Genomic DNA, 21,749 nt, shown 5'->3' on the forward strand with positions numbered 1-21,749 from the left:
ATGGTAGTCACTCAATAAACGCTAGTCTTTACTTTTCAATGCTTTCATTTTTTCCACATATGCCAAGAAAGATAACCCTTTGGGTGTTGTTGCATATCTTCTGTATCTAACAGAAGGAACCTTTTCATTCAAAACTAAGCCATGAATTTGTAGTGCTGGGCATATAGAATAAAAAACAAACCCATCCTCTTTAGTAATACCCGCTTGATTAGTGACTCCATTGATCAACTCATCTTTAAGGGTTACAAATAAACTCAATAAATTTATTTCCTTATCTTCTGTTAAGCTCCATAATCCAGATGGGATTTTTAACTCTATATTAGACAGTATTTTGTGTAATTCCTTATTATCTATATCCTTGTCGTTTTTATCATTTCTAAACTTATCTATCTGTAGTTTAAGTTTATCGCAATCAGCTTTAAGACCAAAATTCTCCTGTGAAAGTCGGCTTATCTCATCAACAAGGACTTTTGTATCAGGAACCTCACTTCCCGAAATCCATCCAGATAAGTCACGAGATCTAGCTATTTCTGGCAAACTTTCTAAAACACACAATTTTATATCTTTAGTGTCATCATAAAATGATGACATATTAGACAGCACTTTTTCTCTGAATGATTTCCATTCTTTAGGGTTATTCATCTCTAAAACTTCACTACCAAAATCTTTGACATTGCTTTCTAAAGCATGATCATTGATGACAACGGAAAATAACGGTTTATTAGTTTCTAACGCATAATTATATTCTAACTCTGTATAACTGAGCCCTGACTCTGATTCTATTGACCCATATCGTCCACCTAATATAAGCATGTATACATCAGACTCATCTATCCAATTCTTTATTGTTTCCCATTGACTACGGTCACCAGCAGTGAATAACTCCATACCTGCCGGTATATGACCTATTTTCAAAATTGCAGAAACTGCTGCTTGCCGTTCATTCTTTAAGTCATTGAAAGTAGAGGATACAAATACTTGTAATCTTTTTCTCATTACTAAACCTTTTCGAATGTATTTAATCGATCATATGGATTCAAACTCACTGCCGCTTCTAAATGATCCGGTGCAAAGTGGCTGTAGCGCATGGTCATTTGGATAGTGGAGTGCCCGAGGATTTGTTGCAGTACTAATATGTTGCCACCGTTCATCATAAAATGACTGGCGAAAGTATGGCGTAGAACGTGGGTTAACTGGCCGGTAGGTAGTACCAGTTTAGCCCGGTCAATGGCTTGGCCGAATGCGTCATAGGCATTGGCGAATAAGCGCCCTTTCATCTTTGGAATTAGTTTATGCAGTTCCGCAGAAATAGGGACTGTACGGTTCTTTTTACTCTTGGTGTTGATATAGGTAATTTTATTTGGCATCACCTGAGCTTGTCTTAGTTGCTCCGCTTCACTCCAGCGCGCACCGGTAGCCAGACAGATACGAACGATGATACCGAGATCTTTATTGCTGGAATTGTCACACTCATACAGCAGACGTTTAATATCGTCCTCATAAAGGAAAGTTAACTCGTTTTCACTTTCACGAAATAACCTGACACCATCCAGCGGATTAGCGTGATTCCAATGCCCTAGCCTTTTCAACTCATTAAAGACAGCTCGCAGATAAGCATGTTCGCGGTTGACCGTTGCCTCTTTTGGTGGTTTAACGATTCCGTGTTTTGACTTACGGCTAAACTCACCGGCTAAACGCTGCTTGCGGTACTTGGCGAACACTTCCCGGTCAAAATCGGCAACAGCAGGATCGCCCAAGTTATCACACAGGATATTGAGTTTATCTAATCTAGCTTTGCCGTCACTCAAAGAGCGCCCGTGGAGTTCATACCACTGACCGACCAATGTTTTTAACCTCTGCGCGGCAGTCTCTGCCGGTGTGTAGTCAATATCCAGATCACCACGTTGCGCTAATTGCTCACGTTCAAAGCGCAATGCCTCGCCGCGAGTAACAAAGGTTTTCCTAACCCGCTTACTGTCACGGCCATCTGAGTAAAAATCACAAACCCACTTCCCGTTGGGTAACTTCCGTACTGCCATAAATAAGTCCTCAAGTATAATCCCTTGGGCTTATTTACTGTATATAAAAACAGTAGTCAATGTTTGATATGCAACACGACAAACATCTGATTAAAAACTAACGTGTACAGGTTTTCTTTGATTTACTGATAGAGCCATCATTGCAAACAAATTTCTCATTTTCACAATGGGATACCCCGCCCTTTTTGCCAGAACAGGGGTAATTTCTAGCCATAGTGATCGTTGGTAAAGATAAAAGAAAAATACCGATTACAACACTAGCTAATAATTTCATTAGATTATTATTCCATTAGTGCGCCGATGTCTCTTTAGTACCGACTATTAATAGCCAGTAATTTCACCGACAACTTTCGCCAGTATATTAACTTCACTAACCGGCCAATTTACATCATTGATTCGCCATACATCACCCGGTAAACGAGCAATATTGCTAATTGAGGTCACACCTGCTTTTTCAATCAGCCAAAGACCGTCAGCAACATTTTTAAATTGGCGTTCGACCAGAAAATAGCGTTTTTCATTGGGGGACGAAATTAATTCAGGCTCAATAATCTGGACAGGCAGTAATTCTGAATCCAGTAATACAGGGGATGCATCTATCAGCAAGCCATCTTCAAGGCTTTTATGAGTAATAGACTTTGCGGTTTCGTGTGCAGCAAATTTAACCGGTTCCCGAGGTTCCCCCTCACCAGTTGCAAGCCAATGCAATGAAACACCCGTTTCTAAAGCACAGAGCACAATCTCTTTACCCGGAAAATAGCCACGCTTGATCCAAGTGCTCACAGTTCCCGTTCCTGTACCAAGATAAATTGCTAATTCTCTTTGTACTTTAAAACCATAGGCTTGCATCATTCTTTCTACTGCTGCAATACCACCGCTTAGTTTTTTATCATCCACGCTCGCAAAAACCTCTTTACATACTCGCATATGCATAGTTTAATTCGTGAATTGATGGCAAATACCCACCAATACCTATATTAACCACCATCAAACAGGATGCCCTATGAATCAGAACCTTGCAATAACAGTTACGTCGCCCTATTTGTCACTTACTGAGTTCTCAAAATTGAGCGGAATCCCTTATGAAACCTGCCGTGGCATGGTGAAAGATGGTCGTCTACCTATCCGCCAGAAAGTTCGCAAAATGGAAAAGGTTCTCGTAAATATGATCGCTCTCACTAAAGAAGCGGCAAACCAGTAATGTTCGATATTCAAATTTGCCAACTAATTGTCGGCATATGTGAGGAAGTAAACCATGTTTGATTTTTCAGTGTCCAAACATCCGCACTTTGATAACGCCTGCCGCCAGTTTGCGTTAAAACACAACTTAGTCGAGCTAGCAGCAAACGCAGGAATAGCGGCGCAAGTTCTGCGTAACAAATTGAATCCTGACCAGCCGCACCGTTTGACCGTAGACGAGCTGTTACGCATCACCGACCTGACCGAAGACCCAACGTTATTAGACGGTCTGCTATCACAAATCAATTGCATGCCATCTGTGCCAGTCAATGAAGCCTGCACCGGGAATATCCCGACGTATGCGTTACATGCTACTGCCGCCGTGGGTTCTATTGCTGCCGCTGCGGTACAAGGCAACCATAAAACAGCATTCAGCAAATCTGCTCTGCTGGATAGCGTTAATACTGCGATTCGCCACCTGTCACTAATTGGCCTGACAGTGCAGGCGCGCATTCAGTCAACCCCCGCGTTAGCTTCAACCGTTGATGTTATTAGCGGCTTGAGTGCTGTCGCTGGTTTGAGTTGAGGTGTCTTTATGATTATTTCTATTGCCCCATTGTTGAAACAGCAAAGCCCGGTAAACCTGCGCCATTTCGGTAACGGTGTGCTGGAGTTGAAGAACGGCCAGCGCTGGAAGCCGGGAAGTAATCAAAAGGCGCTTTTACAAGAATTGTCCTCTGCAAAGAAGACGCCAATATTACGCCGTCTGCTTGGGTGTTGATTGGGGGATATATGCTGCAATTAGCGGAATCTGAAAAATTAAGAATGACGGGCATCGCCGCAATTACTGAATTTAAAGAAAAATATTTACGCCATAGAAAAAATGTTGCTCAAGAGGCTTTTGATAAATCGCCTGCACATTTGCGTAAAACAATTTGTTTTCATGCTGGTTTAAAAAATCGTCATGTGAATATGCAGTTTTCAGAGTTAACACCGGCAGAAAGAGAGTCTGTTATTAAAGCGTTAAATTACTTGATTGAGTTCACTCGTTCGTTACCACCATTTATCAGTAATGATGATTGCACTCTGAATATTATTAATTAACCACCAACCGCAATATATGGCGTTTTACTCGCCGGGTTTTCTATTGTCTATAATAAGGATTAGTGAAATGACCAATAAAGATAAACCAAAGTCGTGTGACATTATTAGAGATATTGGCCGTGCCATTGATATCATAACTTCATTGTTCGAAAAAAATGTCATGTTTGAAGAAGTAGCAAGTGAAATATTTGATAGCTTGGATAAGGCTGTTGCAGGGGTTTTCTTCTTACCAACGATTTCACAATATGAGCGTCTTTGTGCCAGTGAATCCAAATTGAAAGAGAAAGTGGCGGAGTTGAATGGTCGCATTAAAGAACTAATTATTCGCGATTCTTCATTCGAAGCGCAATGGAAAGAATTGATTTCTACAGTTATGAATACTGAGGTTGCGCTGCGTATCTGTGTAGATGACCCAACTGGGGATACAACAGAAAAAGCAATCAAAGCTATAAATAAGATTAATTCTTTATGTATGCAAGAAGTGCGTACAGATAAAACATATCGAAGTGCGACACAAGAATCTCTGTCGTCACCTGTAATTCATCAATTAGAAATTCTACCTGAGTATTATCAAGCTGTAATTGAGGGGAGAAAAAAAGCTGAGTTACGGAAAAATGACCGATATTACTCTATTGGTGATTATTTACTTTTGGCTGAGTGGGATTTTAAACACGATGTATATACCGGGCGTAAAGTTATAGTAGAAGTTACAGATATTACTCTATGTGATTTTGCTGCGCCTAATTTTGTCATGCTTTCATTTGGTGGTATCGACTCTATCAATATTTATTCTTTTGATGGAGATGTCCCATTTTGAATAACACTCATCCAGCACAAAATATATGGGTTTTCGTAGACCCCGCAAAGCCGGGCAGTGAGAGCACAATCACAATGACGTCAGTTGAATCAATGGAGCTAATGCTCAATGAAGCGCGCATGGATGAAAGAAAGAATCAGGCCGCGCTGGTTTCATTTCGTTTGGATGAGATTGCTAATCAAATCCTAAACCGAGAATTGAACGGCGTAGGGGCGGCGGAGCTGCTTAATCAAATAGCCGAGGGAATTCTTAACCAAGCGCAGGCGCAACATTGATGATTGATGAAATCATTATTGATGCTCGTTACGCAATTACGTTGCTTGAGCCAACCCGAACTCTAAATCGCATTCCAAACCTCGTGCTTAACGAGATTAAATTCACCAAAGAAAATGAAAGGGTGTTAGCCGTAATTGCTCATTATCCGACAAGAGTTAGTTTGGTAAGTGATTTAATTCATCATCGTATTTATCGTTCAGGCATTAATTCTATTCCGGCACTGGTCGAGGAAACCAAGCGCCTTGCTGAATTATGTGAGAAAGGATTTAAAGATTTTCACTCTCCTAACTTATTACCTAAATAAAGAGTTTATTATGAATATTAAAATCGGTGAAAAACACGTTGTTACTTCTGACAGTCTGCAATTTATTCTTAATGAAGTAAAAGTAAGCCAAAAAGGTAAAAGTGAGGGGCAGGTACGTTTAGAGCCAATTGCTTATTATCCAACTATTGCCCAACTAGTTGAGGGATTAATAAAGCGCAATATAGGTGAAGCGCAGATTAATAGTTTTGCATCACTTGGGAATGAAATTGGTCGCATCGGTAAACTGTGCCAAGAAGCCTTTTCAGCCAAATGACAGATTCAATCCGTGGCCGCATTACCCCAACTCCGCCGTTGCCTTATCCGGGCAGCGGCGCTGCTGTTCCTACTTATGCCTATCCCGGCAGCAAACCGCGCCAAACCTTGCCCGGCATTCAAAGACCGCTTACCCGTGAACAACTGATTCAGGGGCAAGCCGTTTTAGCCAATATCCATAACCTGCCGCATTTCCTGCGTAGCCAGTTCATTTCTCGCTATCAATACCTGTTAGCCAATAAAGGGCTAAACGATGCTAATAAATGGCTGGTGTTTGTCTTTGACCAGCGTATCTGGCCGCGTATTCAGGTGGTCAATAGCAAAAATGTTATGCGCCTCAGTGCATCAATGAGCTTTTCCACTGATGCCCCAACCTATGCCAGCTTAGCGGGTATGCATGATAAAGAGCTGCGCCGCTTTGCCCGCAAAATCGGTGATGAGCTAATGGTGGCGTACAACCATCATTGTGATGAATGCATTAAGGCTAATCAGGGTGACAGGGCCGTTTTATTGCAGGCCGATACACAGGTACGGATATTCGGCGATCTTGCCAGAATGGCGCGCGCTTTTAATATCATCCCGATGCACTGGCGCAAATACCTGAAAGACCGGTTAGATATCACCTCGGCTATCGCCAGCCTGTCACGGCTAGTTGATCCTGAATGGTGGGAGCGCAAACTCAAAGCACAGCGTACCCGCTGGCGGGAAGCGTTATTGATTGCTGTCGGTAATGTCAGCCGGGATATGTCGGCCTCTTCTTATGCCAGTAAGCAGGCAATCCGTGAAGTGTTCGCGCGTCGTCAGTCTAATTTGGAATACCTCAAAAGCTGCCAGTTAGAAAACATTGAAACCGGTGAGCGCATCGACCTGATTGATAAGGTGATGGCGAGTATTTCTAATCCAGAAATTCGCCGTATGGAGTTAATGAGCACCATAGCCGGTATCGAAAAATATGCAGCTTCACAGAAGCACGTCGGTATGTTCCTGACCGTCACCACCCCGTCAAAATATCACCCGACCCGCGTTATCGGTAAAGGGGATAACGAGAAAGTCCAGCTTAACCATAAGTGGGACGATGAAGCCTATTCCCCCAAAGACGGTCAGCGCTACCTCTGCAATATTTGGAGCAAAATGCGCACCGCCTTTAAAGACAATAAGTTGAGCGTCTACGGGATGCGGGTGGTTGAGCCGCACCACGACGGCACGCCGCACTGGCACATGATGCTGTTTTGTGAACGTCGCCAGCGCCAACAGATTATCGACATCATGCGCCGTTATGCACTGAAAGAAGACAGTGACGAGCGCGGGGCTGCTAAATACCGTTTTGAGTGCAAGCACCTGAACAAAGGCGGGGCCGCTGGTTACATCGCTAAATACATTGCCAAGAATATCGACGGCTATGCACTTGAGGGTGAACGCGACCATGAAACCGGTGAGCTGCTAACCGATTCCGCTGCGGCGGTTACAGCGTGGGCGGCAACGTGGCGCATCCCTCAGTTTCGCCCAATGGGTATTCCCTCCATGGGAGCCTATCGCGAGTGTCGCCGTATCCGTTTTATCAGTCTGGCCGAGTCGTTTGACGAAACGGTGGAAGCTGTGCGCCATGCTGCTGATGAGGGTGATTTTGCTGCCTACATCGCTGCGCAGGGGGGCACCAATTGCGGCAATCAGACTGTGCGTGTAGCCAAGCGTATCGCCGATGAACTCAACGCCTACGATGAGGAAGTGCAGAAAGTCGTCGGTATCTACGCGCCTCATTTGGGCGCTGACCATATTCATGAAACCCGCACAACCCAATGGCGCATCGTTTCGGGTGCCGTTGACCTTGAGCTTTTGACGTTGAAAAGCGCCTCTGGCGCGCCTCGGAGTCCTGTCAATAACTGTGGGTTAGGTGGAAACACCCAAGCGCCAAATGACCCCAACGGGCAGGCTAAAACGCCTGTGATAGCGATGGAATACCCACCGGACGCCGTTATTGACTGGTCGGACACTGCCGCCGTGAGGGCGATTGTGGCCCGCGTTAAAGAGAAACAGCCAACGATTAGCAAGGTACAACGTAGTTTTAACCCCACCAAAGGCCGGCTTATTGCCCCGTCAGCACGTTTGACCCGCGAAGAACGCCAGCGCATCCCCCAAATCCGCAATGATTTACTGCTGAAAGATATCAGCGCCCAACGTTGGGAGCTGGAATCGTTAGCCCGTGGGGCAAAAATGGCTGTTGGTGATGCGGTGATCCATTACCCGGCACTGTCCGACTGGCCGGAATTCGATGATTAATTTACCTGTGAGGAAGACCATGACTAAAACCGCCGCCACTACCCGCAAACAGGCACAGCGCCAGCGTGATAAATCTGCCGGTATCAATGAAATTCGCGCTAGACTGGAGCCAGAAGAATACGCCATGCTGACCGAGGGCATGGCCGCCCGGCGTCTGTTCCGGCCAGCTTACGATTTACCGGAATATATCGCGCTGCTGATTCGGCAAGATAACCAGCGGCTAAGAGAGCAGTTGGCCGAACTGGGTATCTTCAAATTCATCAATATCTACGGAATACACTGATAATTCTTCGACTTAACTACATTTATGTTCCCATTGATTAATAAGACTAAACAGACGGTGTATATGGCGGAAACCCTACACACGGACGGGCTTCTGCGATTGACTGTCGGGGGAACTATGCAGTTTTTTGTGCTGGGGTTGAGTTGGAGTATGTGTGTGACTTTGGCCTCATACTATGGGGGGGTATTTCTGTTCAGAGCTAAGGCCGATATCACTTGTAGTTCTGCAGGTTTCCGATCTGAGGGTGATATATATCTATCGTCCTCTATCAATAACTCCTCCCATGCCTCGGCTATTTCATAAGTATAATCAATACCACCGAAAGTAAAAGCACACTTCCTATTTAATTTATAAGTAACAGCATTTTTATAACTGGCAGACTCGCCTCCTACCATTAATGCTGATTGAAATATACTCAATAATAGTTTGATTTTTTCTTGACGTTTATAATTGTGTAATCGATTTAATAGTCCATCATTGTTTGATACATGTTTTTTATTTATATCATCAAAGTATTTTATGCCATTTTTTCTTAGTTTAACTATCTCGACAAGAAATTTTAAATGTTTTTCATTATGATTATACAAAGGTGTTAAACTGTAGTAGCCAGTAAGCATCCATATCAACACGAGAATAGCAATAGCTGCTTTCCAGCCAAAATCAAGTGCGTTATAATCAAAAGTTGAAGTTGAAGTTGAAGTTGAAGTTGAAGTTGCATTTAAATGTTTTAAAAACAAAATTAAGCTAGTTACCAGCACCGTGAAAATGGGAACGGCTGTTGTGGCAGTATTGGTATATGTATTTTCTTGAGTGATGTTGTATCCTTTATAAAAATCTAAGACAGGAAAAGATAATATTGTTATCTTGGCATGAAGTTTTTCTACCAATTTTTTTGCGTCCTCATTTGCTGATGCACAGCTATTTAATTTAATGAATGCCATCTCTGAGTAACTTAGATACGTTGAGAATTCTTCTAAATCCCTTTCAGATAATGAATTTACAAAATTAACTGCATTGTCAAAAAAAACAGAGTCCATGCTTCGGGACATCGTTTTAAGTGTGTTGTGGTTCACAGTTAGTGTATATCGGTTATCTGTCATAGTATTGTCCTTTCATTATGGATGAAAATAGTAATAATCTGCTACGCCATGGGCTCTCTGTTCCCCGATAACGCAGACTACCTCTCTATGTATACAAATGAGAGTATTCAAAATACAACCCATATTTTACGTAATTCAAAACAGTTACAGTAACCAATTTGGGGTTGTAAGCCGGAACCCGCCAAAATTTTGTGAGGCCGTTTACAGAGAACAGATGAATAGTTGGTGATACCACTGCTGGCAAGGCTTTCCACTCTGTGATTGTTATGAGTCACCAAGAATGAGAAACCAAGATAGATAGGGGAGCATTATTGAGAATTAAACCGGAACCACTCAAATGATACGGTGAATGTAGGCTCTCAGCCTATTTTTATATGGTATCGGCCTGTCCGATAAGCCACCCTTTTACGGACAGATAAAATCTCGGCGGCAACTCTTCGAACGGTTCCAGCTTACAACCCCAAAATAGTTTTAACGTGGGTTCCGACGGATGGCCAAATTTGGCCGGAACAAATCGGAATTAGCGGTCGAATTAAATCGGAAAATGCGATCGGATTACATCGGAATCAATGGCCGGTTTGGGCCGGAATGCGCATTACTCAAGTAAAACCATATATTTATATAGAAGTTTTCTTAAAAAGTGCATAGTATGCTGTATATAAACACAGTATGCGTAAGTGCTGGGAGATTGTTAGGTGATGGATTTAGATGGGCTAGTTTTGCTTGAACGGATAGACCTCATAGCTAGAATGTCAGCCGGTGACGAGATGAAAAATAGAGATCGTGAAGTGGCGTTGGCGTGGATTGCTGAATTAGCAATGGCAGCTAAAAATATCTATTTAGACGGGGCAGGGGAGTCTGGTTTACATTCTTTACGCTGACTTTTAGCACTGCATGCATATAGTGCATGATTTTGCATGATGAACCTGAGCCAGAAATTCCCAGCTAGCCCCAGTCCCGGCGCGGTTCTCGATACCTCATGCAAGTGCATGAAAAGCGACCTGCAAAGCGCGCAGGCGTGGCGGGGATAGCATTGCGCGCAAAGGGTTTTGATACCCTTATTTATCGATCTTGGGCAGGCCGTGGTGCTGCGTTCGGTTACGTTGGGAGTCAATGCGTGTGTGGGGTACGAGGGCGTGACGGGCGTCTGGTGGCGTATGGCGTGAGGTGTCGGAATTGCTACTTTTCAGGCGTGAAAAAGCCGCCCGGTTCGGCGGCTATGATATTCAAAACTATCAGTTAACTATTTGAAACCGCAATATCCACACCACAGCTATGTGGCTGATATCCACCTAATCCCATTCGCCGACGATAGCAGCCTGAACACTCGCATTTCTTTGGCGGCTGCGGCGGTGGCGCAGGCCTTTTCACTGTGTCGCCGGGTTGGTATGGCGGTGGTGTTGGCGCTTTGCATCCCATATTAATCCTCGCTTATCAGTTCATATGGCTTGAACCGGATCACCTCTTCCCCTATCCAGTCATTCACCTCTTTCAATCGTTCTTGCAACGGCGTTAACTCGTTACGGACAAACACTTGTGAGGCTTTCGCCACGTCACCGAATCCGCCGGTATTGTTGGGAATAATCCCCATCATCTGCGGTGGCACCCGGTGCACACTGAGCAGGTCGTCACGGGTAGCATTCTTGATATTAAAAAAGTCATCTTTGGTGGCGACTTCGCTCAACGGTAAAATCTGGATACCGTCTTTTTTACCGTTGGGCGCGTACATAAACAGATTGCGGAAATTGCCTAACCCTTTGGTGTCGCGCATCGCTTTTCGCATCGCCTCAATATCGCTGCTGCTTTGGGCCGCATCAGTCATATACAGGATGTATCCCGCGTGTGCGCCGTTCTGGTAATACTTGCGGCGGAACAGTGTGGCCGCTTCATTGAGCCAGGCAGAATTTAAGCCACTGAGATATTCCGGCAGCCCGTAAAGTTCCTGATTGATATCCGGTTCTATCAGGTGGAAAACGCTACCGGCGGCAAACTGGTGTTCATCTTTCCAGTTCTGCACAAACCAATAGCAATCTTTGTCCAGTCCCCGGCGTGTGTACTTGGCCGGGCTGGGGTCAAGGCGCAGTGGTGCGCCCAGTTGGTTACGGCGAACCTCTAAAAACGCATTGCCAAACACCAGATAATCCAGTGCATAGCGGCTAAATGATTGCTGACTGAGCATCGAATGTGGAATAAAGGTACTCGCCAGAATATTGCGCTTCACATACAGCGGTGAGCTGTGATGCACCGCCGCCCGAAAGCTGCGCGCCAGCCCGTCAAAGCTGATAGGCGGGTCATACCATTTTCCGTTTCCGGTGCATTCGATGTAATCCAGTATTTCCCGCTTATCGAGCACGGCGGAGGGTTCGCCAAAGGTGAACGCCTCCACCGGCTGCTGTTGGCTGGCGGTGTGATTGGTTACCGGGCGGCTTAATGCCTTGCGGCTTTTGCGCTTACTCATTTCACTACCTCTACATTGTTTGCCGCTTGTGACCAGTCGCACAAATATAAGAGCTTGAAATCATTCGCCGTCATGTGTTTTTTCAGCCAATCTTTATCCCAATCCTTTTCCCATAATGTGCCGCCTTGCTGAATGGCATCATCAGCCGTAACCGATTGACGAAATACGCCATCAGCACAAAAAACGCCGTTATCGGTGTGTATCACTGGTACGAATTTTTGTGGACGGCGCAGTGAGCCGTTCCAAATCTTGAACGCGGTATGTGAGCGGGAGGGCGTGGTATAGAGTGTTAAACGATGATTTTTGTGCATTGCCATCCCCTTAGCCATGAGCAGTATTGAACGTGGGTTTTTAGCCCATGCATATTCACCCAGGTACACATTCCCGGCATGAGCAGCGGCGTGACTGTTTTCACCGTGAAAGGCGATAAGTGCGCCATTATCTAGCAGCATGTTACTCGGCGAGGATGGGTTCACGTTCACCCCAACGACCCGGCAAAACTCGGCAATATAGGCGCGAGTATTCAGGGCGCTTGGTCTGGTGCAGGTTACAAAATGCTGATTGCGGCCAGTGGTGATGGCATCCAGCAACGCTTCAAAAGCGAACAGCCAGTCGGCCCCAATCTGGCGCGATTTGGTGAGGCTGCGGTCTGTGCCGGTCAGCCCAACGCGATACCATGTTTTCTGATAATCAAAGGCCGCGTTTTCGAAATGTTCGCGCAGGCCGTCAACTTGACCCGCAGTAAAAGTCATTGATTTCATCCGTAAAACTCCAAGAAATTAGGGCTGTGACCGCCATATGTCGCGGTAAGGGGTTCATTTAACAGGGCGTGCATAATCGCCCACGCCACATCGGCGTGGCTGGCTTCTTCGCTGCGGCTGGCAACATAAGTCGAACTCTTGCCGCTGGCGGTCATGGTTTTGCGAATGGCCATAAATGACTGGGTGATATCGGTGTGGCCGGTGTCATACTCCAGACGGCCGTTATTGATGGTGTGTTTGGCTTTCAGCACCATGGCGGTTTTGATTTCAGGGGTGTATTTGATTTCCCTTGCGGCCGGGAAGAACTGGCGCACCAACTGAAAAACACCTTGGCCGACGGTAGTCGCATCAATACCGATGTATTCCACGCAATATTTATGCGTCAGCTCTTCGATATGCTTGGCCTGCGCCTCAAAATCCATCCCTTTCCACTGGTGGCGTTCCAGTACGCGGAACTTGCCGCCCGGCACCATTGGCGGCGCAATTACTGCACACCCGGCACTGTCGCCGCCGTTGGCCTCTGACGGGTCGTAACCAATCCACACCGGGCGATGCCCAAACGGCCGCAACGAATAGGGGTTGTAGTCCTCCCACTCTTCCAGACTGTCAACCATGCAAGCCTGCAACTCGGCAAACGGGAACACCGATGCCTGGTCATCGACAAATTCGCACATCAACAGGTTTTGATATTCTGACGGGCCGTATTCCAGTGAGAGCTGGTTAAGGTCAAACAGGTTACAACCGCCCGCCAGTGCATCTTCAACCGTGACAATCTGCCGCCACTGACCATCATCACACAGCGCACCACGGGCTAAATGGCTATGGCTGAGATCCAGTTGGATATGGTCGGATTTATTGCGGCGGCCCTTATTGAACAGCTCACCAGACCAGAACGGATAGGCGCTGTGCGCCAGACTCGACGGCGTGGAGAAATAGGTGGTACGCCATTTTTTATGTAATGACATGCCGCTGGCGACTTTGCGCAGTTCCTGAAACTTGGGTATCCAGAAATATTCGTCAAGATAGAGATTGCCGGTGTAGCTCTGCGCGGTGCGCACGTTAGTGCCGAGGAAGAACAGGCGCGCCCCATTCGGTAACACCATCGGGTCGCCTTTCAGGTCAACGTCAACCATGCGGGCAAAGTCGATAATGTAGCTTTTGAACACATGCGCCTGTGCCTTACTGGCGGACAGGAATATCTGGTTACGTCCCGTGGTGATGGCATCCAGCAGCGCTTCGCGGGCAAAGAAGAAGGTGGCACCAATCTGGCGCGATTTCAGGATATTACGGATGCGGTGAGTGAGTCCGGCCTCAAACCAGTTGCGCTGATAATCAAAGATATTTTCGTGAAAAATGGACTCCAGTTTTTCTATCGCGGATTCACCGAACAGGTTTTTATCCGGGGTCTTGCGCTCCCCTTTGTTGCGGTTCGCTACGTTCGGATTTAAATCAGCTTCGCTGCCGGTCTGGCTGTAGCGGTTCACCCGCGCCAGCCGTTCAATCTGGCGGCCTAACAGGTCAATCTCTTTAAAGTCCCGCCCCTCTTTGGCGTCTTTCATGATGAGCTGAATCAACCGCGCTTCCATGCTGGTTTCCACGCGGGAAATGGGCGCAATGGCGTCCCACCCGTCGCGCTTCTTCCAGCTCTGCACAGTCGGCGATTTAAGGGCTAGCTGGTCTGCGATTTGGCGCACAGAGAAGCCCTGCCAGTAAAGCAAAGCCGCCTGTCGCCGTGGGTCGCTGATGATGGTGCTCGGTGTCGTATTCATGCCATTAGGCTACGCGACCAGCCCGACCCTCTGCGCGTCCTCGCTGTTGTGCCAGCCCCGTCACAACTGGCTTTCGTTGTTGCAATCGCCATCCATCAGGAAACTAAGCCCCGAACCGAATAACCATAATCACACTGAATGGAGCCGCTTATGGCTAAGAAAGTTTCTAAGTATTTTCGTATCGGCGTTGAGGGTGATACCTGCGACGGGCGAGTGATTGACGCTGACGATATTAACCAGATGGCCGAATCCTTTGACCCGCGCGTCTACGGTTGCCGCATCAATCTGGAGCATTTAAAAAGTTATTTCCCTGACAGCCCTTTCCGCCGCTATGGCGATGTTTCAGCCCTCAAAGCGGAAACCATTGAAGACGATTCCATCCTGAATGGTAAGCGCGCGTTGTTCGCCCAAATCAGCCCAACCGATGATTTGGTACAGATGAACAAAGCCCTACAGAAAATCTATACCTCCATGGAAATTCGCCCGAACTTTGCCAATACCGGTAAAGCCTATCTGGTCGGGCTGGCGGTGACCGATGATCCGGCCAGCCTCGGCACTGAAATGCTGGAATTCAGCGCCAAAGCCAAACACAACCCACTGGCCGCCCGTAAATCTCACCCGGATAACTTTTTCTCTGCGGCAGTTGAAGTGCAACTGGAGTTTGAAGACGTGGCCGAACCGGGCGTCACCTTACTCAACATGGTGAAGTCAGTATTTAGTCGCAAACAGGCCACCGACGACGCCCGTTTTAATGATGTGCATGAGGCGGTGAATGTCGTGGCAGTGCATGTGCAGGAGCAGGGAGAAACCATTGAGGCCCGCTTTACAACCATTGAGAAGCAATTTGCAGACCAAGTGGTGGAGTTGAAACAGAGCATCGAAAAGGGAAAACAAGGGGTTACGTCCCTCGAAACCAAACTTTCTATCACTGAAAACTTTAGTCAGACCAAGCGCCCCGAATCCACCGGCGGCAACAATCAAAACGATGTATTGACCGACTGCTAACTGGGGTCACTGGCCGCCGGCTGTGCGGCCCACTGGTTATTTCATTAACACCTTATTTAACTGAATCAGGATTATTATGCGCCCAGCAACCCGTTTTAAATTTAATGCCTATCTGACCCGTCAAGCCGAGCTGAACGGAGTAGAAACCGGCGACCTGAATAAAAAATTCAGCGTTGAACCCTCCGTTACGCAAACCATCATGACCCGCGTGCAAGAGTCCTCAGAATTTCTGAGCCGCATCAATATTGTACCAGTCGCCGAGCTGACCGCCGAAAAGGTCGGTCTTGGTGTCAATGGTTCGGTTGCCAGCACCACCGATACTGACGGCGGCGATGAGCGCGAAACCGCCGAGTTTGCCTCGCTGGACAGCGAGAAGTATTTCTGTGAACAGGTGAACTACGATTTCCATATTCGCTATAACACCCTTGACCTGTGGGCGCGTTATCAGGATTTCCAGACCCGTTTACGCGACGCCATTATCAAGCGGCAGGCTCTTGACCGCATCATGGCGGGCTTCAATGGCACCCACCGCGCCAAGACATCCAACCGCGCACTAAATCCGCTGTTGCAGGATATCGCGCCGGGCTGGTTGCAAAAATACCGCACCAATGCGCCAATCCGTGTGATGAGTAAAGTCGTTGGCGAAGATGGCACGGTAGTATCGGAAAAAATCCGTGTCGGCCATGGTGGCGATTATGCCAACTTGGATGCGCTGGTGATGGATGCCACCAATACCATGATTGCTGAATGGCATCAGGAAGACCCTGAACTGGTGGTTATCACTGGCCGTCAGTTGATGCAGGATAAATATTTTCCTATCGTCAACAAAGAGCAGGAAAACAGCGAAACCCTCGCCGCTGACCTGATTATCAGCCAGAAGCGTATCGGCAATTTACCGGCTGTCCGTGTGCCGTTCTTCCCGGCTAACGCGTTCTTTATCACCCGCCTCGATAACCTGTCCATTTACTGGCTGGAAGACTCGCACCGCCGTCATATCGATGAGAACGCCAAGCGTGACCGTATCGAAAACTACGAATCCATTAAACAGGATTATGTGGTGGAGGATTACACCTGCGGCTGTCTGGTGGAGAACATCGAGATTTTATCGCCGCCGAAAAAAGAAGACACCGAAGCAGCGGACAAATCCGACTTTGATCGTCTTGCTGATGCACTGGTTGATGCGGTGAAAGCTGTTTCTGCCCCTGCTGTTACTGACGAGGGTAAATAAATTATGTCCAGTCCTGCGCGCCGCCACTTTATCCAACAGTCGGCTATTGCCGCCTCACAGCTACGGGATAACCCGTTACGTCATGCCACCGGCTACGAGCTGATGTTGCTCAAGCTCAATGAAGATAAACGCAAGCTGAAACAGGTGCGTTCACAAGAGCGTAAAGCCGAGCTGAAGCGGCAGTTATTGCCGGACTACCTGCCGTGGGTATCGGGTGTATTGAGTGAGGGGAAAGGCGCGCAGGACGCCATTGTAATGACGGTGATGATTTGGCGGCTGGATGCCGGGGATATTCCCGGCGCACTGGATATCGCCCGTTATGCCCTGCGTTATCAGTTAGTGCCAACTGACCGTTTTACCCGCTCGACCGCTTACCTGATTGCCGAGGAAGTAGCGGACGCTGCGGCGCGCGCCTATGCCACCGGTAAGCCGATTGATATTGAGCCTCTGCTGCAAACCATTGAGCTGATGGAAGAGGAAGACATGCCCGACCAGGTGCGTGCCAAACTGCACAAAATCACCGGTTATGTGCTGCGAGACATGGGCCGAGGCGAGCTAGCGCTTACCCATCTTCACCGTGCACTCCAACTGCATACCGGTTGTGGCGTCAAAAAAGACATTGAGCGACTGGCCGTGAAGTTAAAGAACGCCGCCAGCCGCTAACCCGAACGCTCCCCGAGCCGGGCGGCACGATGGCCGCAACAGGGTTTACCTTGTTAACGCCGTCGTCCACCGCCCACCCATTCTGATATTGAGGTTGCCATGACCACTGTTGTTATCCCCGCGCCACGGCCTGACAAAACGGCCGAACCGGTGATTGAAAATACCTTTTTCTGGCCGGCGGTTGACCCGATAAAACTGCGCGAGCTGTTGCGCCTTGAGGGAACCGTCACCGCCGAGCGCCTGCGTTTTACCATCAAAGGCGCAATCGCCGAGGTTAACGCCGAGCTGTACGAGTACCGCCGTGACCAGATGGCCGCTGGCTTTAAAACACTGGCCGAGGTGCAGGCCGAGCAACTGGACGGCGAGAGCATCCAGTTGGCCGAGTACCAGCGGGCAGTCTGTGCCATTACGGCCGCACTGTTGGCCGAGCGTTATCGCGGCTATGACGCCAGTGCGCGCGGTGATAAACGCGCGGAAGCCATTGAAAGTACGGTAGATGAATTGTGGCGTGATGCGCGGATTAGCATTCGCAACATTGCCGGGAAGTCTCACAGCATTATTGGCCTTATCTGATGCAGGTCAACGCGTTGCAAGGCGACACGCTCGACGCACTGTGCTGGCGGCACTATGGCCGCACACAGGATGTGCTGGAGCAAGTCTATGACGCGAATCCGGGTCTGTCGGAACTGGGGGCCATTCTGCCGCATGGTTATCCGGTGGAGTTGCCCGACATGGCCCCGGCGGCCCAACGTGAAACCGTTCAATTATGGGATTGAAAATGGAGAAATTTAGCTCTGCGGTAGCCTATGTATTGGCGCTGGTACTGGCGTTTATTGGCGCACTGAGTCCGCAAGATATCGCGTTTTATGTGGCGGCGGTGGCCGCTGCGGCGACCTGTTTTATCAACTGGTACTACCGGCGCAAGAGCTATTTCTTGCTGAAAGAGTTGGCTATCAGGCGGGAGGTGTTCGATGAACTCAATCGTTAAGCGCTGTTTGATCGGGGCGATTCTGGCGCTGGCCGCCACCTTGCCAAATTACCAGACGCTCAACACATCGCCCGCCGGGCTAAAACTGATCGCCGATTATGAGGGCTGCCAGCTCAACGCCTACCAGTGTAGCGCCAACGTCTGGACAAATGGCATCGGTCACACGGCTGGCGTTAAGCCGGGCAGTGTTATCAGTGAGCGTCAGGTGGCGGTCAATCTGGTCGCTGACGTGCAGCGGGTCGAACGGGCTATGGCGGTGTGTATGCCGGTTGCCATGCCGCAACCGGTGTATGACGCCGTGGTGTCGTTTGCCTTTAACGTCGGTACGGGGGCGGCCTGTCGCTCGACGCTGGCCTTTTTTGTCAACAAGGGCGACTGGCGCAGCGCCTGCAATCAGTTGCCACGCTGGGTGTACGTCAACGGCGTGAAAACCAAAGGGTTAGAGCGTCGCCGCACCACCGAACAAACACACTGCCTGAGCGGGGTCTGATATGCGCACATTACTTCTGTTATGGGTTTTGATGATGGGGGTGCTGGCGTGGCACGCCCATAACCTTAAAAAAGATTTAGACAGCGCCAAACTGGTGATTGGCACTTTATCCGCCGGAATTGAGAGCCGGGACAACGCGATCACCCGCCTGCAAGATGAGGCCCGGCAACAGGCAGACAATGAGCGGGCATTACGGCAATCACTGAGCCACGCCAGCACCTTGTCATTATCTCGTGAACAGAGAATTCAAAGGTTACTCAATGAAAATAAAGTCTTGCGTGATTGGTTCGCTACTGCTTTGCCTGCTGGCGTTATCCGGCTGCACCAGCGCCCCGCGTTCGCCAACCCCAACGATTATTTACGTTGGCTGTCCGACGGTGAGCAGTTGCCCGCTGCCGGGCAGCACACCGGCGGTTAACGGTGATTTAAGTGCCGATATCCGCCAGTTAGAAGCCGCACTGGTGGCCTGCGGGCTGCAAGTGGAAGCCGTTAAACAGTGTCAGGAACAACACCATGTTAAAACCAAAACTGTTACGCCAAGCCTTAACCGACAGTCTGCAACTGTTCCAGACTAACCCGGAGCGGCTGAAAATGTTTGTTGATGGCGGGCGAATTGTCTCAACACTGGCCCCGTCGCTCTCTTTTGAAAATCAATATACGCTGACGCTGTTTATTGAGGATTTCCCCGATGATGTCGATTATCTCTTTGTGCCAATACTGGCATGGCTGCGGGAACATCAACCGGACATTATGGCGACCGAGGAAAAGCGCCGCACCGGCTTTATTCATAAGGTTGATGTGATGAGCGATGTGCTGAGTGATATCCGTATCGACCTGCAACTGACTGAGCGGGTGATTGTGAAAGAGCTGGACGGTGCACTGCATGTTAACCATGCGCTGGAGCCGACTTGGCCGGGCGCGCCAACACGGCCAACAGCCATCTACTTTAATGGCGAAGTGATCCAATGAATGAGCTGAAACCCTTTGACGATGCATTGGCCGGGCTGATTGCCAACCTGTCACCCAAGGCGCGCAAGGCACTGGCGGTGACGGTTGCCAAACGCCTGCGGGCCAGTCAGCAACAGCGGATTAAACGCCAGCAAGCGCCAGACGGCACCCCGTATGCTGCGCGTAAATCTCAACCATTGCGTAAACCCAAGGGCCGGATTAAGCGTGAAATGTTCGCCAAGTTGCGCACCGCGCGCTATATGAAAGCCAACAGTAGCCCTGATGAGGCGGTGGTCGAGTTCGCCGGGCGCGTGGAACGGATGGCGGCAGTGCACCATTTTGGCCTGCGTGACCGTCCAAACGTATACAGCAAAGATGTGCAGTATGATGAACGGCCGTTGCTGGGGTTTAGTCAAATTGAAATACTAGAGATTGAAAAAATCATTATTCAAAGCATGAGTATTAGCTAGACTGGCTGACTGCTTTACCTTTCTTCATGTACATGACGTTTTATTTAACTAGGTGAGTTTTTGGCTTTCCGAGAGAAAAATCACTGGATTGTCACAAGGTAAGAAAAAACAGCTCGGGGCTACCCGCCGATGGTAGTGCAATATCAGATTTACTAAGAAAGCTCTGAATAAAGTTTATTTGCATAGGGGGTTAATCCTAAAAAATAAAGTTTTATAGGTAAAGATCTCGAACGCTATAGTATATGGATTTACAATATGCTTAAATGATTTAGGCTTGTACAAAAAAGGACTTACACTATGGCTTATAATGAATTCTGCAAAGTTGATGATTTGGGTTTTCCGAAATTCACCGGATTTGATTTTTTTAGATATAAATTATTACCCAAAAACATGGATCTTGTAACGGGTGAGTACTATTTATGGGCCTATAAAGCATCTTATTTAATATATCATAAAAATTTCATAATCAATGTTGCAAGAGAAGAAAGAATTCCTGTTTTACTATTGGCTGGAGTAGCCGTGTCGGAAGTTGGTGGAATGCCAGACAGACTTAAATCTGCCGGAGTTTTGCAATTTCGGCAATTAATAATCGATACGATGAAGGGCGATAATACATCGTCAAATTCCACGTCTGTCGGGTTGATTGCTATGCAAATCAAAGTAGTAGCTGAAACAATTGGATTGGACCCGTCAAAATTAACTATGTTACAACAACACAAGCTAGCCGATTGTCTTCTTTCCGATTCCTTTAATATAAGAGTTGTTGCTAAGCATCTTAACTCACTGATCTTATTTGATAACCCCCAAATTATAGATACAAGCAACTTAACCGATGAGCAAATAATCTTGGCGGGTTCTAGATACAATCGAGGCATAGAAAGGGAAAAAGATGATTTCGTAAATTCCATCTCCTCTCCTGTTGGAAATATTAACCGAGAATACAGTTCATACGGACGGAGAATTATTGAAAAAAAATCATCAATATATGAAATATTAGGTATTAAATAATGAAAAAAACAATCACATATGGATATTTCTTGTTTTGTTCTTTTGCAATATATCTTCTTTCTTCTTTTAAGGAGGAGGCGTTTATTGATGGAGTGGAAATAAAGAACGCATGCATTGCCCATAGAGCACTCGTTGTTGATGATATCAGAGATTTCACCGTCACCTTGGCTGTAATTATTCTTATTCCGTGCTTGATTTATTTGAAGAAATACAAATTTAAAAATAAAATTTTAAATATATCAAGCATATTACTCGTCATGTATTTCCTTTGGCGTTTTTTTATACGGTTAAATATTTGTTAGTGAAGAA

32 protein-coding genes and 1 pseudogene are annotated in these 21,749 nt (G+C 47.5%); 25 read left to right on the plus strand and 8 right to left on the minus strand.

The genetic code is table 11. The features are described from left to right. Positions 1-21: 21 nt before the first annotated feature. The 4 genes from AACW11_RS08940 to AACW11_RS08950 all read right to left on the minus strand — a co-directional run bounded on the left by AACW11_RS08940 (position 22) and on the right by AACW11_RS08950 (position 2,972). Complete coding sequence (locus AACW11_RS08940; protein WP_145538518.1) at positions 22-996, minus strand: DUF4062 domain-containing protein; 975 nt, start codon at positions 994-996, stop codon at positions 22-24. Positions 997-998: 2 nt separating this feature from the next. Next, positions 999-2,039: a phage integrase gene (locus AACW11_RS08945; protein ID WP_212586523.1), complete on the minus strand. Its 1,041-nt coding sequence runs from the start codon at positions 2,037-2,039 to the stop codon at positions 999-1,001. Positions 2,040-2,136: 97 nt separating this feature from the next. Continuing rightward, entirely contained in the window at positions 2,137-2,313 is a 177-nt protein-coding gene (locus AACW11_RS20830; RefSeq protein ID WP_445285809.1) for a YdcA family protein, read from the minus strand. Between the two features lie 47 nt (positions 2,314-2,360). Then, positions 2,361-2,972, minus strand: coding sequence for a phage repressor protein CI (locus tag AACW11_RS08950; RefSeq protein WP_050537570.1), 612 nt, complete (start codon positions 2,970-2,972; stop codon positions 2,361-2,363). Between the two features lie 70 nt (positions 2,973-3,042). Here AACW11_RS08950 and AACW11_RS08955 point away from each other — a divergent pair, with 70 nt between their 5' ends. The 10 genes and pseudogenes from AACW11_RS08955 to AACW11_RS09000 all read left to right on the plus strand — a co-directional run. After that, positions 3,043-3,240, plus strand: a complete 198-nt coding sequence (locus AACW11_RS08955; RefSeq protein ID WP_014609005.1) for a hypothetical protein — start codon at positions 3,043-3,045, stop codon at positions 3,238-3,240. Between the two features lie 54 nt (positions 3,241-3,294). Further along, entirely contained in the window at positions 3,295-3,804 is a 510-nt protein-coding gene (locus AACW11_RS08960; protein ID WP_014609006.1) for a phage regulatory CII family protein, read from the plus strand. 9 nt (positions 3,805-3,813) lie between these two features. Then, a complete protein-coding gene (locus AACW11_RS08965; RefSeq protein ID WP_212586524.1) occupies positions 3,814-3,999 on the plus strand; it encodes a phage filamentation protein Fil family protein in 186 nt (61 codons plus the stop codon). Positions 4,000-4,010: 11 nt separating this feature from the next. Beyond that, positions 4,011-4,322 (plus strand): hypothetical protein, encoded by a 312-nt coding sequence (locus AACW11_RS08970; protein WP_061111901.1) that lies wholly within the window; start codon positions 4,011-4,013, stop codon positions 4,320-4,322. 67 nt (positions 4,323-4,389) lie between these two features. Then, positions 4,390-5,139: a DUF3850 domain-containing protein gene (locus tag AACW11_RS08975; RefSeq protein WP_249192919.1), complete on the plus strand. Its 750-nt coding sequence runs from the start codon at positions 4,390-4,392 to the stop codon at positions 5,137-5,139. Continuing rightward, entirely contained in the window at positions 5,136-5,414 is a 279-nt protein-coding gene (locus AACW11_RS08980) for a DUF2732 family protein (RefSeq protein ID WP_212586525.1), read from the plus strand. Before AACW11_RS08975 ends, AACW11_RS08980 begins: the two co-directional genes overlap by 4 nt. Next, positions 5,414-5,719 (plus strand): DUF5405 family protein, encoded by a 306-nt coding sequence (locus AACW11_RS08985; RefSeq protein WP_050537567.1) that lies wholly within the window; start codon positions 5,414-5,416, stop codon positions 5,717-5,719. The genes AACW11_RS08980 and AACW11_RS08985 overlap by 1 nt, the downstream gene beginning before the upstream one ends. 10 nt (positions 5,720-5,729) lie before the next feature. Next, positions 5,730-5,993: a DUF5405 family protein gene (locus AACW11_RS08990; protein WP_212586526.1), complete on the plus strand. Its 264-nt coding sequence runs from the start codon at positions 5,730-5,732 to the stop codon at positions 5,991-5,993. Next, positions 5,990-8,269 carry a replication endonuclease gene (locus AACW11_RS08995; protein WP_212586527.1) on the plus strand — a complete coding sequence of 760 codons (2,280 nt, stop codon included), beginning with the start codon at positions 5,990-5,992 and terminating at the stop codon, positions 8,267-8,269. Before AACW11_RS08990 ends, AACW11_RS08995 begins: the two co-directional genes overlap by 4 nt. Before the next feature lie 19 nt (positions 8,270-8,288). Then, positions 8,289-8,516: pseudogene (locus AACW11_RS09000) on the plus strand (hypothetical protein); the annotation flags it as partial. Positions 8,517-8,725: 209 nt separating this feature from the next. Here AACW11_RS09000 and AACW11_RS09005 read toward each other — a convergent pair. Next, the gene (locus AACW11_RS09005) at positions 8,726-9,652 is read right to left on the minus strand and encodes a hypothetical protein (RefSeq protein ID WP_212586528.1); all 927 of its coding nucleotides are present in this window, start codon (positions 9,650-9,652) and stop codon (positions 8,726-8,728) included. Positions 9,653-10,350: 698 nt separating this feature from the next. On the opposite strand from AACW11_RS09005, the gene AACW11_RS09010 reads away from it, so the two are divergent. Then, entirely contained in the window at positions 10,351-10,533 is a 183-nt protein-coding gene (locus tag AACW11_RS09010; protein WP_138775954.1) for a hypothetical protein, read from the plus strand. A 366-nt stretch (positions 10,534-10,899) separates the two neighbouring features. Further along, positions 10,900-11,076: a hypothetical protein gene (locus tag AACW11_RS09015; protein WP_186370467.1), complete on the plus strand. Its 177-nt coding sequence runs from the start codon at positions 10,900-10,902 to the stop codon at positions 11,074-11,076. On the opposite strand, the gene AACW11_RS09020 is transcribed toward AACW11_RS09015, so the two are convergent. The 3 genes from AACW11_RS09020 to AACW11_RS09030 are packed head-to-tail and all read right to left on the minus strand — an operon-like array spanning position 11,073 to position 14,640. Beyond that, complete coding sequence (locus AACW11_RS09020) at positions 11,073-12,110, minus strand: phage portal protein (protein ID WP_212586529.1); 1,038 nt, start codon at positions 12,108-12,110, stop codon at positions 11,073-11,075. The two genes, AACW11_RS09015 and AACW11_RS09020, sit on opposite strands and share 4 nt — an antisense overlap. After that, positions 12,107-12,871 (minus strand): terminase large subunit domain-containing protein, encoded by a 765-nt coding sequence (locus AACW11_RS09025; protein WP_212586530.1) that lies wholly within the window; start codon positions 12,869-12,871, stop codon positions 12,107-12,109. Before AACW11_RS09025 ends, AACW11_RS09020 begins: the two co-directional genes overlap by 4 nt. Continuing rightward, positions 12,868-14,640 carry a terminase ATPase subunit family protein gene (locus tag AACW11_RS09030; RefSeq protein WP_212586531.1) on the minus strand — a complete coding sequence of 591 codons (1,773 nt, stop codon included), beginning with the start codon at positions 14,638-14,640 and terminating at the stop codon, positions 12,868-12,870. The genes AACW11_RS09025 and AACW11_RS09030 overlap by 4 nt, the downstream gene beginning before the upstream one ends. A gap of 150 nt (positions 14,641-14,790) precedes the next feature. On the opposite strand from AACW11_RS09030, the gene AACW11_RS09035 reads away from it, so the two are divergent. The 13 genes from AACW11_RS09035 to AACW11_RS09095 all read left to right on the plus strand — a co-directional run bounded on the left by AACW11_RS09035 (position 14,791) and on the right by AACW11_RS09095 (position 21,742). Continuing rightward, the gene (locus AACW11_RS09035; RefSeq protein ID WP_212586532.1) at positions 14,791-15,645 is read left to right on the plus strand and encodes a GPO family capsid scaffolding protein; all 855 of its coding nucleotides are present in this window, start codon (positions 14,791-14,793) and stop codon (positions 15,643-15,645) included. Between the two features lie 76 nt (positions 15,646-15,721). After that, entirely contained in the window at positions 15,722-16,873 is a 1,152-nt protein-coding gene (locus AACW11_RS09040; RefSeq protein WP_050143011.1) for a phage major capsid protein, P2 family, read from the plus strand. Between the two features lie 3 nt (positions 16,874-16,876). Beyond that, complete coding sequence (locus tag AACW11_RS09045; protein ID WP_145519406.1) at positions 16,877-17,536, plus strand: phage terminase small subunit; 660 nt, start codon at positions 16,877-16,879, stop codon at positions 17,534-17,536. 99 nt (positions 17,537-17,635) lie between these two features. Next, positions 17,636-18,109 carry a head completion/stabilization protein gene (locus AACW11_RS09050; protein ID WP_212586533.1) on the plus strand — a complete coding sequence of 158 codons (474 nt, stop codon included), beginning with the start codon at positions 17,636-17,638 and terminating at the stop codon, positions 18,107-18,109. Continuing rightward, entirely contained in the window at positions 18,109-18,312 is a 204-nt protein-coding gene (locus tag AACW11_RS09055; RefSeq protein ID WP_049634775.1) for a tail protein X, read from the plus strand. Before AACW11_RS09050 ends, AACW11_RS09055 begins: the two co-directional genes overlap by 1 nt. Positions 18,313-18,314: 2 nt before the next feature. Continuing rightward, complete coding sequence (locus AACW11_RS09060) at positions 18,315-18,524, plus strand: HP1 family phage holin (protein WP_004875931.1); 210 nt, start codon at positions 18,315-18,317, stop codon at positions 18,522-18,524. Beyond that, a complete protein-coding gene (locus AACW11_RS09065) occupies positions 18,508-19,014 on the plus strand; it encodes a lysozyme (protein ID WP_050297544.1) in 507 nt (168 codons plus the stop codon). The genes AACW11_RS09060 and AACW11_RS09065 overlap by 17 nt, the downstream gene beginning before the upstream one ends. A gap of 1 nt (position 19,015) precedes the next feature. Next, a complete protein-coding gene (lysB, locus tag AACW11_RS09070) occupies positions 19,016-19,432 on the plus strand; it encodes an Rz-like lysis system protein LysB (protein ID WP_212586534.1) in 417 nt (138 codons plus the stop codon). Then, positions 19,320-19,589: an Rz1-like lysis system protein LysC gene (gene lysC, locus AACW11_RS09075; RefSeq protein WP_249192924.1), complete on the plus strand. Its 270-nt coding sequence runs from the start codon at positions 19,320-19,322 to the stop codon at positions 19,587-19,589. The genes lysB and lysC overlap by 113 nt, the downstream gene beginning before the upstream one ends. Continuing rightward, entirely contained in the window at positions 19,528-19,983 is a 456-nt protein-coding gene (locus AACW11_RS09080) for a phage tail protein (protein WP_212586535.1), read from the plus strand. The genes lysC and AACW11_RS09080 overlap by 62 nt, the downstream gene beginning before the upstream one ends. After that, a complete protein-coding gene (locus AACW11_RS09085; RefSeq protein WP_212586536.1) occupies positions 19,980-20,432 on the plus strand; it encodes a phage virion morphogenesis protein in 453 nt (150 codons plus the stop codon). Before AACW11_RS09080 ends, AACW11_RS09085 begins: the two co-directional genes overlap by 4 nt. A gap of 297 nt (positions 20,433-20,729) precedes the next feature. Beyond that, positions 20,730-21,440 carry a hypothetical protein gene (locus AACW11_RS09090; protein WP_212586537.1) on the plus strand — a complete coding sequence of 237 codons (711 nt, stop codon included), beginning with the start codon at positions 20,730-20,732 and terminating at the stop codon, positions 21,438-21,440. Continuing rightward, positions 21,440-21,742, plus strand: a complete 303-nt coding sequence (locus AACW11_RS09095) for a YjeO family protein (RefSeq protein WP_145518685.1) — start codon at positions 21,440-21,442, stop codon at positions 21,740-21,742. The genes AACW11_RS09090 and AACW11_RS09095 overlap by 1 nt, the downstream gene beginning before the upstream one ends. The last annotated feature ends 7 nt before the right edge of the window (positions 21,743-21,749 follow it).

This window comes from Yersinia sp. Marseille-Q3913 (assembly GCF_963892745.1).
Classification (GTDB): domain Bacteria; phylum Pseudomonadota; class Gammaproteobacteria; order Enterobacterales; family Enterobacteriaceae; genus Yersinia; species Yersinia bercovieri.

Coding starts and splice junctions, on each gene's coding strand:
- AACW11_RS08940 (WP_145538518.1), bottom strand. CDS start 996: ATGAGAAAAAGATTACAAGTATTTGTATCCTCTACTTTCAATGACTTA.
- AACW11_RS08945 (WP_212586523.1), bottom strand. CDS start 2,039: ATGGCAGTACGGAAGTTACCCAACGGGAAGTGGGTTTGTGATTTTTAC.
- AACW11_RS20830 (WP_445285809.1), bottom strand. CDS start 2,313: ATGAAATTATTAGCTAGTGTTGTAATCGGTATTTTTCTTTTATCTTTA.
- AACW11_RS08950 (WP_050537570.1), bottom strand. CDS start 2,972: ATGCATATGCGAGTATGTAAAGAGGTTTTTGCGAGCGTGGATGATAAA.
- AACW11_RS08955 (WP_014609005.1), top strand. CDS start 3,043: ATGAATCAGAACCTTGCAATAACAGTTACGTCGCCCTATTTGTCACTT.
- AACW11_RS08960 (WP_014609006.1), top strand. CDS start 3,295: ATGTTTGATTTTTCAGTGTCCAAACATCCGCACTTTGATAACGCCTGC.
- AACW11_RS08965 (WP_212586524.1), top strand. CDS start 3,814: ATGATTATTTCTATTGCCCCATTGTTGAAACAGCAAAGCCCGGTAAAC.
- AACW11_RS08970 (WP_061111901.1), top strand. CDS start 4,011: ATGCTGCAATTAGCGGAATCTGAAAAATTAAGAATGACGGGCATCGCC.
- AACW11_RS08975 (WP_249192919.1), top strand. CDS start 4,390: ATGACCAATAAAGATAAACCAAAGTCGTGTGACATTATTAGAGATATT.
- AACW11_RS08985 (WP_050537567.1), top strand. CDS start 5,414: ATGATTGATGAAATCATTATTGATGCTCGTTACGCAATTACGTTGCTT.
- AACW11_RS08990 (WP_212586526.1), top strand. CDS start 5,730: ATGAATATTAAAATCGGTGAAAAACACGTTGTTACTTCTGACAGTCTG.
- AACW11_RS08995 (WP_212586527.1), top strand. CDS start 5,990: ATGACAGATTCAATCCGTGGCCGCATTACCCCAACTCCGCCGTTGCCT.
- AACW11_RS09005 (WP_212586528.1), bottom strand. CDS start 9,652: ATGACAGATAACCGATATACACTAACTGTGAACCACAACACACTTAAA.
- AACW11_RS09010 (WP_138775954.1), top strand. CDS start 10,351: ATGGATTTAGATGGGCTAGTTTTGCTTGAACGGATAGACCTCATAGCT.
- AACW11_RS09020 (WP_212586529.1), bottom strand. CDS start 12,110: ATGAGTAAGCGCAAAAGCCGCAAGGCATTAAGCCGCCCGGTAACCAAT.
- AACW11_RS09025 (WP_212586530.1), bottom strand. CDS start 12,871: ATGAAATCAATGACTTTTACTGCGGGTCAAGTTGACGGCCTGCGCGAA.
- AACW11_RS09030 (WP_212586531.1), bottom strand. CDS start 14,640: ATGAATACGACACCGAGCACCATCATCAGCGACCCACGGCGACAGGCG.
- AACW11_RS09035 (WP_212586532.1), top strand. CDS start 14,791: ATGGCTAAGAAAGTTTCTAAGTATTTTCGTATCGGCGTTGAGGGTGAT.
- AACW11_RS09040 (WP_050143011.1), top strand. CDS start 15,722: ATGCGCCCAGCAACCCGTTTTAAATTTAATGCCTATCTGACCCGTCAA.
- AACW11_RS09045 (WP_145519406.1), top strand. CDS start 16,877: ATGTCCAGTCCTGCGCGCCGCCACTTTATCCAACAGTCGGCTATTGCC.
- AACW11_RS09050 (WP_212586533.1), top strand. CDS start 17,636: ATGACCACTGTTGTTATCCCCGCGCCACGGCCTGACAAAACGGCCGAA.
- AACW11_RS09055 (WP_049634775.1), top strand. CDS start 18,109: ATGCAGGTCAACGCGTTGCAAGGCGACACGCTCGACGCACTGTGCTGG.
- AACW11_RS09060 (WP_004875931.1), top strand. CDS start 18,315: ATGGAGAAATTTAGCTCTGCGGTAGCCTATGTATTGGCGCTGGTACTG.
- AACW11_RS09065 (WP_050297544.1), top strand. CDS start 18,508: ATGAACTCAATCGTTAAGCGCTGTTTGATCGGGGCGATTCTGGCGCTG.
- lysB (WP_212586534.1), top strand. CDS start 19,016: ATGCGCACATTACTTCTGTTATGGGTTTTGATGATGGGGGTGCTGGCG.
- AACW11_RS09080 (WP_212586535.1), top strand. CDS start 19,528: ATGTTAAAACCAAAACTGTTACGCCAAGCCTTAACCGACAGTCTGCAA.
- AACW11_RS09085 (WP_212586536.1), top strand. CDS start 19,980: ATGAATGAGCTGAAACCCTTTGACGATGCATTGGCCGGGCTGATTGCC.
- AACW11_RS09090 (WP_212586537.1), top strand. CDS start 20,730: ATGGCTTATAATGAATTCTGCAAAGTTGATGATTTGGGTTTTCCGAAA.
- AACW11_RS09095 (WP_145518685.1), top strand. CDS start 21,440: ATGAAAAAAACAATCACATATGGATATTTCTTGTTTTGTTCTTTTGCA.